This window comes from Micromonospora sp. CA-248260, assembly GCF_050942205.1.
GTDB classification, from domain to species: domain Bacteria; phylum Actinomycetota; class Actinomycetes; order Mycobacteriales; family Micromonosporaceae; genus Micromonospora; species Micromonospora antibiotica.
Genome location: NZ_CP192021.1, coordinates 6,715,998 through 6,730,608, shown reverse-complemented (window position 1 = coordinate 6,730,608; position 14,611 = coordinate 6,715,998). Strand labels below are relative to the sequence as shown.

Below are 14,611 nucleotides of genomic sequence, written 5' to 3'. Positions count from 1 at the left end.
CGTTCCTCGCGCTCACGCGCCCCCCTACATCCGGAAGACGCCGAAGCCGTCGGCGCCCTTCACCGGTGCGTTGTGGATCGTCGACAGGCAGAGCCCGAGGACGGTACGGGTGTCCCGGGGGTCGATCACCCCGTCGTCGTAGAGCCGACCGGACAGGAACAGCGCCCCCGACTGCGACTCGATCTGCTGCTCGACCATCATCCGCATCGCCGCGTCGGAGTCCTCGTCGTAGTCCCGGCCCCGGGCGGCGGCGGCCTGCCGGGCGACGATCGACAGCACCCCGGCCAACTGCGCCGGACCCATCACCGCCGACTTCGCGTTCGGCCAGGTGAACAGGAACCTCGGCTCGTACGCCCGGCCGCACATGCCGTAGTTGCCGGCCCCGTACGAGGCGCCCAGGTTGACCGTCAGGTGCGGCACCGTCGAGTTCGCCACCGCGTTGATCATCAGCGCGCCGTGCTTGATGATGCCGCGCTGCTCGTACTCGGTGCCGACCATGTAGCCGGTGGTGTTCTGGAGGAACAGCAGCGGGGTGTCGGCGGCGTTGGCGAGCTGGATGAACTGGGCCGCCTTCTGCGCCTCCGCGCTGAACAGCACCCCCCGCGCGTTCGCCAGCACCCCCACCGGGTAGCCGTGCAGCTCACCCCAGCCGGTGACCAGCGCGGTGCCGTACGCCGGCTTGAACTCGTCGAACTCGCTGCCGTCGAGGACCCGGGCCAGCACCTCACGCGGGTCGAACGGCACCTTCAGGTCGGCGCTGACGATGCCCAGCAGCTCCTCCGGGTCGTACCTCGGCGGTCGGGGTGCCGGGTCGCGCGGCGGCGGACCCTGCTTGCGCCAGTTGAACCGGCGTACGCACCGCCGGGCCAGCCGGATGCCGTCCCGTTCGTCCTCGGCGAGCTGGTCGGCGAGGCCCGACGTGCCGGCGTGCATCGCCGCGCCACCGAGCGACTCGTCGTCGGTGACCTCGCCGGTGGCCATCTTCACCAGCGGCGGCCCGGCCAGGTAGACCTGCGACCGGTCCCGGATCATGATCACGTGGTCGGACATCCCCGGCACGTACGCGCCACCGGCGGTGGCGTTGCCGAAGACCACGCTGACCGTGGGGATCCCGGCGGCGGAGAGCCGGGTCAGGTCGCGGAACACCCGACCGCCCGGAATGAAGATCTCCGCCTGGGTGGGCAGGTCCGCCCCGGCGCTCTCCACCAGGTTGACCATCGGCAGCCGGTTCGCCAGGGCGATCTCGCCGGCCCGCCGGGTCTTCGCCAGCGACCACGGGTTCACCGCGCCGCCGCGTACCGTCGGATCGTTGGCGACGATCAGACACTCGACGCCCTCGACCACGCCGATGCCGGTGACCACGCTCGCCCCGACCGGGAAGTCGCTGCCGTACCCGGCGACCGGCGACAACTCCAGGAACGGGCTGTCCCGGTCCAGCAGCAACTCGATCCGCTCCCGGGGCAGCAGTTTCCCGCGCTGGTGGTGCCGGGCCACGTACTTCTCGCCACCGCCGGCCCGCGCCTGGTCGAGCGCGGCGTCCAACTCGGCGAGCCGGTCCCGCAGCGCGTCCCGGTTGGCCACGAAGGCCGGCGCGGCCGGATCGACCGCACTCTCCAGTGTGCTCACAGATTTCCCCCGTTCGTTCGCGACTGCGGGGCTCGCAAACCCGGCTCACTCCTCGCGCTCACAGGTCCGTCTTTCGTTCGCGACTGCGGGGCTCGCAAACCCGGCTCACTCCTCGCGCTCACAGGCCCAGGCCCTTCGCGATGATCTCGTTCATGATCTCGGTGGTGCCGCCGCCGATGCCGAGGATGCGGGCGTCCCGGTAGTGCCGCTCGACCTCGGCGTCGCGCAGGTAGCCGAAGCCGCCGTGCAGTTGCAGCGCGGCGTCGACCACCTGGTCGCAGGCGGCCACCGCGACGTTCTTCGCCATCGCCACCTCGGTCACCACCGGCTCGCCGGCCGCCACCCGGGCGGCCACCTGGTGCACGTACGCGCGGGCCGCCTCGGCGCGGGTGTGCATCTCGGCCAGCCGGTGCCGGACCAGTTGCCGGCTGGCCAGCGGACGACCGAACGTGGACCGGTCCCGACACCAGCGGGTCGAAAGCTCCACGCAGCGCTGCGCCGTCGCGTACGCCTGGGTGGCCAGGGAGAGCCGCTCGGCGGCGAAGCCCTGCATGATCGCCAGGAAGCCGGTGTCCTCCTCGCCGATCCGGTTGCCCACCGGCACCCGGACGTCCACGAAGGACAACTCGGCGGTGTCCGAGCAGTGCCAGCCGAGCTTGTCCAGCTTCCGGCCGACGGTGAACCCGGGGGTGCCCTTGTCGATCACCAGTAGGTGCAGCGACCCGCTGCCGGGAAAGTCGCCGCAGACCGCAGTGGTGACGAAGTCGGCGCGTACCCCGCTGGTCACGTACGTCTTCGTCCCGTTCACCAGGTAGTGGTCGCCGTCGCGGCGCGCGGTGGTGCGGATCGAGGCGACGTCGGAGCCGCCCTCCGGTTCGGTGATCGCCAGCGCGCCGATCAGCTCACCCGCCAGCGTCGGCCGGACGTACCTGGTGACCAGCGGGTCGTCGGCGGCGGACGGGCGGGCGGCGAGCCGGCCACCGAGCGTGCCGCCGGTCCGCCCGCCGGCCGCCGCGACGATGTGCGGCAGCGCGACACCGTGCGTGAACAGGGCCGCGACCAGCCCGGACGAGCCGCCGGAGCGGATGATCTCCTCGGTGACCACGATCGAGTCGAGCAGGTCGCCGCCGCTGCCGCCGACCGACTCGGGGAAGCCGACGCCGAGCAGGCCGAGCTTCGCGGCGGTGGCGTGCAGCGCGCGCGGGACCTCACCGGCCCGTTCCCAGTCGGCCAGGTGCGGCAGCACCTCCCGGGTCACGAAGGCCCGGGTCAGCTCCCGTAACTGCCGCCGCTCCGGGGTGTCCACGATGGTCACCGGTCGGCCTCCCCGGCTGCGGGCCGTCCGGGGGTGAGGGCGGCGGGCAGGTCGACGATGCGGGAGCGGAGCAGTTCGCCGAGCGCCTTGGCCTGCGGGTCGAACCGGGTGGAGGCGGCCACCCCCGGCCCGAGCAGGCCCCGGATCACGAAGTTGACCGCCCGCAGGTTCGGCAGCTCGTACCGCTCGACGGTCGACGCGGCCGTCTCCGGCAGCAGCTCGGCCAGCCGGTCGACGGTCAGCCACCCGCGCAGCCACGCCCAGGTCGCGTCGGTACGCGCCCAGACGCCGAGGTTGGCGTCGCCACCCTTGTCACCCGACCGCGCCCCGACCAGCTCACCCAACGGACCCCGCCGGGTCGGCCCGGCCACCGGGGTCGGGCCCGCCGTGCCGGGCGTCGGCCCGGCCACGGCCGGTGCCACCGTCCGTGGCGGCGGGACCGGCAGGCGGGTGCCGTCGGGCAGGACGGCCACGTGCGGCACGTCGGCCTGCGGCACGGCGTCGGCGGTGAAGACCCCGTACGGGGTGGCGTCGCCGGGCAGGGTGGTCAACGTGCAACCGGGATAGGAGGCCAGGGCAAGCTCCACCGCCGCCGCCGAGAACGCCCGCCCGGCCCGAGCCCGGTCACCGTCACGCAGGTGTACGTGCAGCAGCGCGCTCGCCGTCTCGGTGTCGACCGCGTCGACATGGTCGGTACGGGCCAGCGTGAACTCCAGCCCGTCCGGGCCGACCGCCGCCTCGACCTGCCCCCGGACCAGGGCCGCCTTGGCCGGGATGTCCAGCCCGCAGAGCACGAACGTCATCGCGTTGCGGAAGCCGCCCAGGTTGTTGACGCCCACCTTGAGGGTGGCCGGCGGTGGGGTGCCCCGGACCCCGTCCACCCGGACCCGGTCCGGCCCGTCCGGGTGCAGCCGTACCGTGTCCAGCCGGGTCACCACGTCCGGGCCGAGGTAGTCGGGGCCGCCCACCTCGTACAACAGTTGGGCGGTGACCGTCTCGACGGTGACCGCGCCGCCGGTGCCGGGGTGCTTGGTGAGCACCGACGAGCCGTCCGGGTGGATCTCGGCGATCGGGAAGCCGGGCCGGTGCCCGCCGTCGGGCAGCTCGGTGAAGAAGCTGAAGTTGCCGCCGGTGACCTGTGCCCCGCACTCGATCAGGTGCCCGGCGACGGTCGCCCCGGCCAGCGCGTCCAGGTCGTCGCGTCCCCAGCCGAACCGGGCGATGGCCGGCCCGACCGCCAGCGACGCGTCGGTGACCCGCCCGGTGACCACCACGTCCGCCCCGGCGTCGAGGCAGGCGGCGATGCCGAACGCGCCGAGGTAGGCGTTGGCGGTGAGCGCGTCCGGCAGGGCCAGGGCGTCGCCCTCGACGTGGGCGACCCGGACGGCGAGGCCGAGCCGGTCGGCGAGCACGCCGATCGCGGCGGCCAGCCCGGCCGGGTTCAGCCCACCCGCGTTGGTGACGATCCGCACCCCCCGGTCGAGGGCGGTGCCGAGGCAACCTTCGAGCTGGCGCAGGAAGGTCTTCGCATAACCGAGGCCGGGGTCGCGCAGCCGGTCCCGGCCGAGGATCAGCATGGTCAGCTCGGCCAGGTAGTCGCCGGTCAGCACGTCCAGCTCACCGCCGTCGAGCATCTCCCGCCAGGCGGTGGACCGGTCGCCGTAGAAGCCGGAGGCGTTGCCGACCCGCAGCACCCCGGTCACCGCAGGACCGTCCCGGCTGCGCCCGCGCGGGGTGCGCGGCCTGCCCCCGGCGGGCCGGCGCGGACCTGCGCCACGTCCAGCCACGCGGCGGCGAGCACGGTACGGCCGCTGCGGTCGGGCAGCACGTCCGGTGGGGGCGGCGCGGCGACGAGCTGGTCGGACCCGTCGGTCAGGTCGACGAGCAGTGCGGTCGGGTCGACCATGGTGCCTCCGGTCGGGTGGGCCGGTGAGTGAGGGTCAGGCCGGGTCGTCGTGGCCCGGTGCTGCTGCTCCGGGGGCGAGCAGGGTGGCGAGCTGGTGTTTCCAGGTGTGCAGCAGGGCGGTGCGCCGGGCCGAGTCGTCGTTGAGCAGGTTGGCCACGCCGAGCCCGCGCAGCAGGTCGAGGGTGGCCTGTACGGCCTCGCGGACGCCGGGGCGGCGCTCGTCCACGTCGAGCAGCGCGACGGTGAGCCGGTGCATCTCCCGACCCACCCGCGCCTCCAACGGCACCAGCGCGCCGCGCAGCTCCGGGTCGGTGCGGGCGGCCACCCACAGCTCCAGCGCGGCGACGAAGAGCGGCCCGGTGAACGCGACGCCGAGCAGGTCGATCACCCGGTCGAGCCGCTGCGGCCCGACCGGCAGCGCCTCGGCCTCGACGCGCAACTCCTCGGCGCGGCGCTCGGCGAGGTGGGCGACGGCGGCGGTGACCAGGGCCGCCTTGGTGGGGTAGTGGTGCAGTTGGGCGCCCCGGGACACACCGGCGTGGGCGGCGACCACGGTCGTGGTGGTGCCCGACCAGCCGTACCGCACCAGGCAGTCGACCGTCGCCTCCAGCAGCCGGGCCTGGGTGGCGCGGCTGCGTTCCTGCTGGGGGACGCGGGTCGACGGGGTGGACACGGGAACAGCGTGCCGTCGCCGAAACAAACAGTCAAGCCTGACTTTTTTAGGCTCCGTGGTGACCCCGGCCGGTGCCGTCGGTCCGTTCCGGTGCCGGTCGCCGGTCAGCGGCCGTCGCGCGGGGCGAAGGCGGTGAGCGCGTCGAGGTCGCTGTGCCGGGAGCGCAGGTACTCGTCCGCCCAGGCGGCGGCGTCCGGATAGCCCGACCCGGCGGCGACCCGGGCACAGGCCGCGTCGACGTCGAATCCCGTACGGCGCAGCTGCACCCCCGGACCGAGCAGTGCCCAGTACGCCCCCGGCCCGCCGTACGGCATGCCCACGCTGCCCGGATTGATCACCAGGCGGCGGTCGACCAGCCGGGTGAACGGCATGTGGGTGTGCCCGCAGACCACGGTGCGCACCTCCGGGGGCAATCCGGCGAACACCTCGGCCCAGCGGGCCGGCCGGGAGTCGACGAGCACCACCTCCTCGTCGTCGCGGGGCGTGGCGTGGCAGAAGAGCACCGGACCGAGGCCGGCGACCGGGAGGGTGAGCGTCAGCGGCAGCGCGGCTAGCAGAACCACCTGGTCGGCCCGGAGCTGTTCCGCCGCCCAGTTCGAGACGTCGTGCTCCGACGGTCGGCCGGCGCGGGCCTGCACCAGCTCCCGGTCGGCGTTGCCGCGTACCCAGCGGACCCGGGCACCCAGCCCGGTCAGCAGGTCCAACACCTCGACCGGCTGTGGGCCGGCCGCCACGTCACCGGTGACCACGATCAGGTCAGCGGCGGCCACCTCCGGCTCGGCCAGCACCGCCTCCAGCGCGGGCAACGCGCCGTGGACGTCGGAGAGCACCGCTACGCGTTCCAGCACCGGTCCAGGGTCTCGCCCGGCGGAGCGGGTTGTCGAGGGATTCTGCGCCGGGCAGAGCGGGTCATCACCGACCGGTCGACCGGGGCGGGCGGAACCGGCGCCGGAATGCCGACGAGCCAGGGCCGCCGGCGAGGGCGGTCCTGGCTCGGACGGTGAGGCGGTGCCGGTCAGACCCGGGCGCGGCGGGCGAGACGCTCCGGGTCGAGGATGATGATGCTCTTGCCGTCGAGTCGCAGCCAGCCCCGCGAGGCGAAGTCGGCGAGCGCCTTGTTGACCGTCTCGCGGGAGGCGCCGACGAGCTGGGCGATCTCCTCCTGGGTCAGGTCGTGGGTCACCCGCAGCACGCCGCCGTCGCGGGTGCCGAACCGGCCGGCCATCTGGAGCAGGTTCTTGGCGACCCGGCCCGGCACGTCGGTGAAGATCAGGTCGGCCAGCGAGTCGTTCGTCCGGCGCAGCCTACGGGCCAGCACCCGCAGCAGCTGCTCGGCGATCTCGGGCCGGTTGTTCAGCCAGGGCCGCAGCGCCTGCTTGCGCAGCCGGACCAGCCGGGTGTCGGTGACCGCCGTGGCGGTGGCCGTACGCGGACCCGGGTCGAAGAGCGACAGCTCGCCGACCATGTCCGACGGGCCCATCACCGCGATCAGGTTCTGCCGGCCGTCCGCTGCCCGACGCCCGACCTTGATCTTGCCTGACAGGAGGATGTAGAGACTGTCGCCGGGCTCGCCCTCGTTGAACACGATCTCGCCCTTGCGGACGTCGATCGTCTCCATCTCCTTGGCGAGCGCCTCGGCAGCCTCCGGGTCGACACCCTGGAAGATCCCGCTGCGGGCCAGTACCTCGTCCATCGCGCACCTCCGGTTGCGCGTTGCCGTCCCTCGGCCGGGTCCGCCGTCCGCTGATCCCTCGCGCGCCGCCAAGTCTAGGCGCACGTGAGGACGAATCAGAGCTGCACCCCGGGAAACTTGATCGTTGGGCGTAACCCCGCCGACCCGATCGGCCACTACGATCAGCCGCCCACACCACCTGCTCACCGACAGTTGTCGCCGCTGGTCGTAGGGTGTCCCGGTGCTTGGCGACCCGGTGTTGACCCACCGCTTCGAGGACGGATGGGACATACCGCTCCTGGTGTGGCGGGCCGGCTCACCGCTGCGGGCGGTCAGCTCCGGTCCGCTCGGTGGTGGGGTCGGCGTACGCCACTGGGTGGTCAACGCGACCGTGCCGATGTCGTACCACCGGGACGACCCGGCGGCCCACCTGGCTGAGCTCGCCGACCGGCTCGGCCTCGACGGGCCCGGGATCGGCCTACTCACCGGAGTGGACGTCGCCGAGGTGGTGACCCGGACCGACACCGGCGTCCGCGCCTGGGTCACCGTCGGCCTCGGCACCCCCCTCTGGGCCGCCGCCCCCGCCCAGCCCGCTACCCCCGAGCAGGGCGCTGCTCCCGAGCAGGGCGTCGCCCCCGGCCAGGGCGGGACCCCCGGCCAGGGCACTGCCCCCGGGCAGGGCGGGGCCCTAGCGCAGCGGGTGGGGACGGTCAACGTCGTCGTCTACGTGCCGGTGGCGCTCGGCGACGCCGCACTGGTGAACGCCGTCGCCACCGCCACCGAGGCGAAGTGCCAGGCGATCGGGGAACTCGGCCTACCGGGCACCGGCACCCCCACCGACGCGGTCACCGTGCTCTGCCCGCCGGCCGGCCGGGCGGAGCCCTACGGCGGCCCCCGGTCGACCTGGGGCGCCCCGTTGGCCCGGGTCGTCCACGCGGCGGTCCGCGACGGCGGGGCGGTGCCCTGCGTCCCGTGGTCGCAGCGGCGGTCGTGCTGAACTTCCGTCCGATCGGCCGTCGTCGGTCGATTACCCACCCGGTAGCGTCGCGGGCGATGTACTCTGCCGCCTTCTCCCAGTCCCGTCCCCGCCGCCGCGCCGCGTACGCCACCGGCGCGCTGCTCGCCGTGCTCCTCGCCGGCTGCGCCCAGCACGACACCCCGGACCCGGTCTGGCGTCCGGGTGGTGGCGGTGGCGTCAGCGGCTCCCCGGTACCGACCACCACCGGGGCGGCCGGCAAGGACGAGTCGGTGACCCTGTCGGCAACCGGGGACATCGTGATGGGGATGGCCCCGTCCCGGCTGCCCGCCAACGGCGGCAAGGGCTTCTTCGACGAGGTCAAGGGTGCGCTCAAGGCCGACCTGGTGATGGGCAACCTGGAGGAGCCGCTCACCACCGACACCGGCACCGGCAAGTGCGGCGCGAACGCCAGCAACTGCTACCAGTTCCGCGTCCCCCCGGAGTACGCCTCCCATCTCAAGGACGCCGGGTTCCAGCTGCTCAACCAGGCCAACAACCACGGCTACGACTTCGGCCCGCAGGGCTACGAGAACACCCAGCAGGCACTGGAGAAGCACGGCCTGAAGCACACCGGGGCGCCGGACCAGATCACCGTGGTCGAGGTCGGCGGGGTGAAGGTCGCGGTGGCCGGCTTCTCGTCGTACCCGTGGTCCAACAGCCTGGTCGACATCGACGCCGCCAAGGGGGTCGTCGAGAAGGCCGCCACCATGGCCGACCTGGTCGTGGTGCAGGTGCACATGGGTGGCGAGGGGTCGGACAAGACCCGGGTCCGGCCCGGCACCGAGATGTTCCTCGGCGAGAACCGGGGTGACCCGGTGAAGTTCTCCCACGCCATGATCGACGCCGGGGCCGACCTGATCGTCGGGCACGGTCCGCACGTGCTGCGCGGGATGGAGTTCTACCAGGGCCGGTTGATCGCGTACAGCCTGGGCAACTTCGCCGGGGGTGCCCGGTCGCTCAACCCGACCGGCCGGCTCGGCTGGGGCGGGGTGCTGAAGGTCTCCCTCAAGCCCGACGGCAGCTTCGCCGGTGGCTCGTTCACCTCCACCCGGATGAGTTCCGTGGGCAAGCCGGGGATGGACTCCGCCGACCAGGGGCTCGGGCTGGTCAAGCAGCTCAGCGGCAACGACTTCCCGCGTACCGGGGCGCGGTTCGACGGCAAGGGGAAGATCAGCCCGCCCGACGCCGGCTGACCCGGGGGCGTGCTCCGGCGGCCCGTCGGGGCGGCGACGTAGGCTGGCCGGCGTGACCATCAGCTCTCCCGGCCGGGTCGAGACGGAACTCGGCCGTACCCGGCGTGCCCGGCGGATCGGCCGGGCGCTGACCGAGGCGCACCCGGACGCCCACTGCGAACTCGACCACTCCACCGCGTTGGAGCTGGCCGTCGCCACGATCCTCTCCGCCCAGTGCACCGACAAGAAGGTCAACGAGGTCACCCCGAAGCTGTTCGCCCGCTATTCGACGGCGGCCGACTACGCCGGGGCGGACCGGGGCGAGCTGGAGGAGCTGATCCGGCCGACCGGGTTCTACCGCAACAAGACCGACTCGCTGATCAAGCTTGGCCAGGCCCTGACCGAGCGGTACGACGGCCGGGTCCCCGGCCGGCTGGCCGACCTGGTGACGCTGCCCGGGATCGGCCGCAAGACGGCCAACGTCATCCTCGGCAACGCCTTCGACGTCCCGGGGATCACCGTCGACACCCACTTCCAGCGGCTGGTGCAGCGCTGGGGGCTGACCATCCAGACCGACCCCGTCAAGATCGAACACGAGATCGGGGCGATCTTCCCCAAGCGGGAGTGGACCATGCTCTCCCACCGGATCATCTTCCACGGCCGGCGGGTCTGTCACGCCCGCAAGCCGGCCTGCGGGGCGTGCACCCTGACCCGGCTCTGCCCGTCGTACGGGCTCGGGCCGACCGAGCCGGCCGCCGCCGCCAAGCTGCTCAAGGGCCCCCGGGCCCGGGAGCTCGCGGTCGCCGCCGGGGTCGACCCGGAGCTGGTGCCGGCACAGGCCGTCGTCGCGGAGGCACCGTGAAACGCCGGTTCGCCGCACTGCTCGTCCCGCCGCTGCTGGTCCTCGCCGGCTGCACCGACGCCGCCGAGCCGACAGGCTCCGCCACCGGCCCCGACCGGGCCCCGCGCCCGTCGCCGTTCGCCGACTGCGCCACCCTGACCGCCCCGCCGGCCCCCGGCACCGCCGCCCCCACCGGGTCCGCCGGTGCCGCCGCCCCCACCGGGTCCGCCGGTGCCGCCGCCCCCACCGGGTCCGCCGGTGCCGCCGCCCCCACCGGGTCCGCCGGTGCCGGCGACGGCAGCGGTACGGCCGGCAGCCCGGCTCCGGCCGACGGTGGCGGCAGCCTCCTGCCCGAGCTGACGCTCTCCTGCTTCACCGGTGGGTCCCCGGTGGCGTTGCGCGACATCCACGGCCCGGCCGTGATCAACGTGTGGGCCTCCTGGTGCCCGCCCTGCCGCCAGGAGCTGCCTGCCTTCCAACGGCTCAGCGTCCGCGCCGCCGGCCAGCTCCAGGTGATCGGGGTGAACAGCCGGGACAGCCGGGACGGCGCGCAGGCCATCGGTGAGGACTTCGGCATCCGGTTCCCGGTGCTCTTCGACCAGGGCGAGGCGTTGCAACGGGAGCTGCGTCGCACGGCCGTGCCGCTCACCCTGCTGGTCGACGCGCAGGGGCGGATCCGGCACACCGACAACTCCGGCGCGCTCGACGACGCCCGCCTCGCCGACCTGGTCCGCCGGCACCTCGGTCTGGCGGTGCCCGCGTGAGGCCGACCCCCGGTGCCGGGCCGACCCGGTGAATCCCCGTCCGCCGTCCTGGTTCGACCCGCTGCTGGACCGGCTCGGCACCGCCCGCGCCGAGGACTTCACCCGATTGACCACCCCCGAGGAGGGCGGCCGGGAGAGCGCGGTGCTGGTGCTGCTCGGTGAACAGCCCGGCGTCGGCCCCGACGTGCTGGTCCTGCAACGGGCCGCCACGCTGCGCAACCACGCCGGCCAACCGGCCTTCCCCGGCGGCGCGGCCGACCCGGAGGACGCCGACGCGCGGGCCACCGCGCTGCGCGAGGCCAACGAGGAGGTCGACCTCGACCCGGCCAGCGTGACCGTCCTCGCCGAGCTGCCGAAGCTCTGGATCCCGGTCAGCGACTTCGTGGTCACCCCGGTGCTGGCCTGGTGGCACAGCCCGCACCCGGTGCACCCCCGGGAGCCGGCCGAGGTGGCGCACGTCGCGCGGCTGCCCGTCGCCGAGTTGGTCGACCCGGCCAACCGGCTGCGGGTCCGCCACTCCAGCGGCTGGATCGGCCCGGCGTTCTCCGTCCGGGGGATGCTGGTCTGGGGTTTCACCGCCGGAGTGCTGGCCGCCCTGCTGGAGATGGGCGGTTGGGCCCGGCCGTGGCCCTGGTCGCGGGTGGTCGAGCTGCCGCCGACCGGGGCCACCCCGGCCCCCTCGGCCGGCACCGACGAGGCGGACGAACTGGCCGGCCCGCTGACCTGACCGTCACGTTCCGCATCCACAGCGCCGCACGGGTGTCCGGTGCACGTACCCTTGACCGGTGTCGGCCGTGGATCTCGTTCTGCTCCTGCTCATGCTGGTGTTCGCGATCAGCGGATACCGTCAGGGCTTCGTCATCGGGGCGTTGTCGTTCTCCGGGTTCTTCCTGGGTGCGCTCATCGGTCTCCAGCTCGGGCCGTTGCTGGCCCGACAGTTCGTCGACAGCGGGACACGGGTGCTGGTCTCCCTGGTCGCGGTGTTCGGGCTCGCCGTGCTCGGCCAGGCGCTGGCCGGTTGGCTCGGCTCCCACCTGCGACGCACGATCACCAACGACACCGCCAGGCGGGCCGACGACATCGGGGGCGCGTTCGTCTCGATCCTCGCGGTGATGCTGGTGGCCTGGCTGGTCGCGGTCCCGCTGGGCTCCTCGTCGCTGCCCTGGTTGGCCGCCTCGGTCAAGAACAGCGCGCTGCTGACCGTGGTGGACCGGGTCCTGCCCGACCAGGCCCAGGAGTTGTCCACCGCGCTGCGGGACACCGTCGACACCAACGGGTTCCCCGACGTGTTCAACGGGCTGGGCCGTACCTCGGCGCGGCAGGTCGCCCCACCGGACCCGGCGCTGGCCGGCTCCCAGGTGGTGGCGAACAGCCAGCGGGCGGTGGTGAAGGTGCTGGGTTCCGCGCCGAGCTGCTCACGCCGGATCGAGGGTTCCGGCTTCGTCTACGCCGACGACCGGGTGATGACCAACGCGCACGTGGTGGCCGGCACCCGTACCGTCGCGGTCGAACTGCGCGGCGAGCGGTACGACGGTGAGGTCGTCGTCTACGACCCGGACCGCGACCTGGCCGTGCTGTACGTGCCGGGGCTGCCCGGTCCGTCCCTGCGCTTCGCCGCCGGGCAGGCCGGCAGCGGCGCGGACGCGATCGTGCTGGGTTTCCCCCTCGACGGCCCGTACGACGCCCGGCCGGCCCGGATCCGGGACGTGGACCGGATCGAGGGCCCGGACATCTACAACGCCAGCAAGGTGAACCGGGAGATCTACACGATCCGGGCGCTGGTGCGCAGCGGGAACTCCGGCGGCCCGCTGGTCTCCTCCAACGGCCTGGTGCTCGGGGTGATCTTCGCGGCGGCGGCGGACGACCCGAACACCGGTTTCGCGGTCACCGCCGAGGAGGCCCGACCGGTGGCGCTGGCCGGCGCGGAGCGTACCCGTGGGGTGGCCACCGGCGACTGCACCTGAGCCCGCCGACGCCTCCCGACCGGCCGGGACCGGGGTCAGCCGGCGGTCGGGCGGGACCCGGGGTCAGCCGACGGCCGGAGCGTGGGCGGGCGGGGTGTCCCCGCCCGCCGGGGCGCGGCCGGGCAGCTTGGCCCGGCCCCAGGTCAGTGAGCGGTCGAGCACCGCCCGCGCCATGATCACCACACAGGTGCCGCCGTTGACGAAGGACGCCACCACGTCGCTCGGGTGGTGCATGCCCCGGTACATCCGGGTCACCGCAACCCCGACCGGCACCAGCACCAGCAGGGTCCACCAGGTGACCTTGCCGGCGGTGCTCCTGGCCCGCAGCGCCAGCAGCAGCGCGATACCGGCATAGAGGGCGACCGACGCCGAGGTGTGGCCGGACGGGAAGCTCGACGTCGGCGGGGAGACGTCCATGTGTTCCACCGCCGGGCGCTGCCGGTCGATGGCCATCGTGGTGAGCAGGAAGACCAGCGCCTGGGCGGTCACCGCCGCGCAGAGGAACAGCGGCTCCCGCCAGCGGTGCAGCACCAGCCGGAGCACCAGCGCCACCAGCACGGTGACCACGACGATCAGTTGGGTGCTGGCCAGCGTGCTGAACACCAGCGAGACGTCGTTCCACCCGCCGGTGCGGTCGGCGGCCAACTCCCGGTTGACCGTGTCCTCCACGGTCAACGGCCAGACGTCGTCGAGGACCCGGGTCACCAGCAGCCCGAGCAGGACCATGAAGGCGAGCAGCAGGGTCACCGGGAGAAGGACCCGCTTGGCGACCTGCGCAGCGATGGCGGACATGGCCGCCCAGTACCCCCGCCGGTGGCCCGCTACGCGTACGGGCCCGGTCGATCGGCCACTTCCGGCGACACCCCGTCCACGGTGGCCCGGGTGGCCGGCAGCCCGGCCTGCTCCCGCCAGGTGCGCAACGCCGCCGTGGTGGCCGCCGCCACCGCCACCCCCAGCAGGCAGCCGCCGAACACGTCGCTGGCCCAGTGCACGCCCAGCGCCACCCGACTCAGCCCGGTCACCCCGACCAGCAGCACGGCTGCCGTCCAGAGCAGCACCCGGGCCACCGGGCGGCCCCGGGTGAACGGCAGGAACACCAGCAGCAGCACCCCCGCCGCGAGGGTCGCGTTCAGCGCGTGCCCGGACGGGAAGGAGAACCCGGCGGCGCGGGCCACCGGGTCGAGCAGCTCCGGTCGTTCCCGGCCGACGAGCAGCTTCAACAGCGCACCGAGCGCCCCGCCGACGGCCATCGTGGTGACCACCCAGAGCGCCAGCCGGCGGGCTCCGCGACGCCACGACCACACCACCACGACCAGCGCGGCCACCCGCAGCGGCCCCGGCGAGGCCAGGTGCGTCCACGCCTTCATCGCCCGCACCCACACCGGATGGTCGGCGGCGAACCGGTGCAGGGCGTCGGTGACCGCGGCGTCCAGGTCGTGCAGCGGCGACCAGGCCCCCACCACCAGCACCGCCAGCAACGCGAACGGCACCAGCAGCAGGAACGCCGCCGCCGACGCCAGGGTCAACCGCAACCCGAGCGAGTGGTCCCGGTCCAGGCGGCGGTCCCGCCAGGACCGTTCCGACGGGGGTACGGAGGTACGCGGGCCGGAGGAACTCATGCGCCCTGCTCTACCCACCCGCGCCCGATCTCAGGCCCGGT

Annotated in this window: 15 protein-coding genes; 6 read left to right on the top strand and 9 right to left on the bottom strand. The window is 73.9% G+C overall.

The genetic code is table 11. The features are described 5' to 3' along the window. Positions 1 to 24: 24 nt before the first annotated feature. From ACQP2H_RS29315 to ACQP2H_RS29285, 7 genes are all read right to left on the bottom strand, one after another. On the bottom strand, positions 25 to 1,626 hold the full coding sequence (locus ACQP2H_RS29315) for an acyl-CoA carboxylase subunit beta (protein WP_433229622.1): 1,602 nt from the start codon (positions 1,624 to 1,626) through the stop codon (positions 25 to 27). Between the two features lie 118 nt (positions 1,627 to 1,744). Then, on the bottom strand, positions 1,745 to 2,941 hold the full coding sequence (locus tag ACQP2H_RS29310; protein WP_219465102.1) for an acyl-CoA dehydrogenase family protein: 1,197 nt from the start codon (positions 2,939 to 2,941) through the stop codon (positions 1,745 to 1,747). After that, entirely contained in the window at positions 2,938 to 4,644 is a 1,707-nt protein-coding gene (locus tag ACQP2H_RS29305) for an acyclic terpene utilization AtuA family protein (RefSeq protein ID WP_433229619.1), read from the bottom strand. The genes ACQP2H_RS29310 and ACQP2H_RS29305 overlap by 4 nt, the downstream gene beginning before the upstream one ends. Beyond that, a complete protein-coding gene (locus ACQP2H_RS29300; RefSeq protein WP_357536506.1) occupies positions 4,641 to 4,847 on the bottom strand; it encodes a hypothetical protein in 207 nt (68 codons plus the stop codon). Before ACQP2H_RS29300 ends, ACQP2H_RS29305 begins: the two co-directional genes overlap by 4 nt. Before the next feature lie 34 nt (positions 4,848 to 4,881). After that, entirely contained in the window at positions 4,882 to 5,520 is a 639-nt protein-coding gene (locus ACQP2H_RS29295) for a TetR/AcrR family transcriptional regulator (RefSeq protein WP_208567720.1), read from the bottom strand. Positions 5,521 to 5,624: 104 nt separating this feature from the next. Beyond that, positions 5,625 to 6,368, bottom strand: a complete 744-nt coding sequence (locus tag ACQP2H_RS29290; protein WP_357536504.1) for a metallophosphoesterase family protein — start codon at positions 6,366 to 6,368, stop codon at positions 5,625 to 5,627. Between the two features lie 167 nt (positions 6,369 to 6,535). Further along, positions 6,536 to 7,213 carry a Crp/Fnr family transcriptional regulator gene (locus ACQP2H_RS29285; protein ID WP_067306583.1) on the bottom strand — a complete coding sequence of 226 codons (678 nt, stop codon included), beginning with the start codon at positions 7,211 to 7,213 and terminating at the stop codon, positions 6,536 to 6,538. 220 nt (positions 7,214 to 7,433) lie between these two features. Here ACQP2H_RS29285 and ACQP2H_RS29280 point away from each other — a divergent pair, with 220 nt between their 5' ends. From ACQP2H_RS29280 to ACQP2H_RS29255, 6 genes are read left to right on the top strand one after another with little or no spacing between them, the layout of a single operon-like run. Further along, the gene (locus tag ACQP2H_RS29280; protein ID WP_357536502.1) at positions 7,434 to 8,189 is read left to right on the top strand and encodes an adenosylcobinamide amidohydrolase; all 756 of its coding nucleotides are present in this window, start codon (positions 7,434 to 7,436) and stop codon (positions 8,187 to 8,189) included. Between the two features lie 56 nt (positions 8,190 to 8,245). Further along, on the top strand, positions 8,246 to 9,403 hold the full coding sequence (locus ACQP2H_RS29275) for a CapA family protein (RefSeq protein ID WP_357536500.1): 1,158 nt from the start codon (positions 8,246 to 8,248) through the stop codon (positions 9,401 to 9,403). Positions 9,404 to 9,455: 52 nt separating this feature from the next. Beyond that, a complete protein-coding gene (nth, locus tag ACQP2H_RS29270; protein WP_433229613.1) occupies positions 9,456 to 10,244 on the top strand; it encodes an endonuclease III in 789 nt (262 codons plus the stop codon). Further along, on the top strand, positions 10,241 to 10,987 hold the full coding sequence (locus ACQP2H_RS29265) for a TlpA family protein disulfide reductase (RefSeq protein ID WP_433229610.1): 747 nt from the start codon (positions 10,241 to 10,243) through the stop codon (positions 10,985 to 10,987). Before nth ends, ACQP2H_RS29265 begins: the two co-directional genes overlap by 4 nt. A gap of 28 nt (positions 10,988 to 11,015) precedes the next feature. Continuing rightward, entirely contained in the window at positions 11,016 to 11,714 is a 699-nt protein-coding gene (locus ACQP2H_RS29260) for an NUDIX hydrolase (protein WP_208567726.1), read from the top strand. A 58-nt stretch (positions 11,715 to 11,772) separates the two neighbouring features. After that, the gene (locus ACQP2H_RS29255; protein ID WP_208567727.1) at positions 11,773 to 12,951 is read left to right on the top strand and encodes a MarP family serine protease; all 1,179 of its coding nucleotides are present in this window, start codon (positions 11,773 to 11,775) and stop codon (positions 12,949 to 12,951) included. Positions 12,952 to 13,014: 63 nt separating this feature from the next. Here the strand turns inward: ACQP2H_RS29255 and ACQP2H_RS29250 are convergent, their stop codons facing one another. Further along, on the bottom strand, positions 13,015 to 13,743 hold the full coding sequence (locus ACQP2H_RS29250) for a phosphatase PAP2 family protein (RefSeq protein WP_357536494.1): 729 nt from the start codon (positions 13,741 to 13,743) through the stop codon (positions 13,015 to 13,017). A 29-nt stretch (positions 13,744 to 13,772) separates the two neighbouring features. After that, positions 13,773 to 14,570 carry a phosphatase PAP2 family protein gene (locus ACQP2H_RS29245; protein ID WP_357536492.1) on the bottom strand — a complete coding sequence of 266 codons (798 nt, stop codon included), beginning with the start codon at positions 14,568 to 14,570 and terminating at the stop codon, positions 13,773 to 13,775. Positions 14,571 to 14,611: the final 41 nt, after the last annotated feature.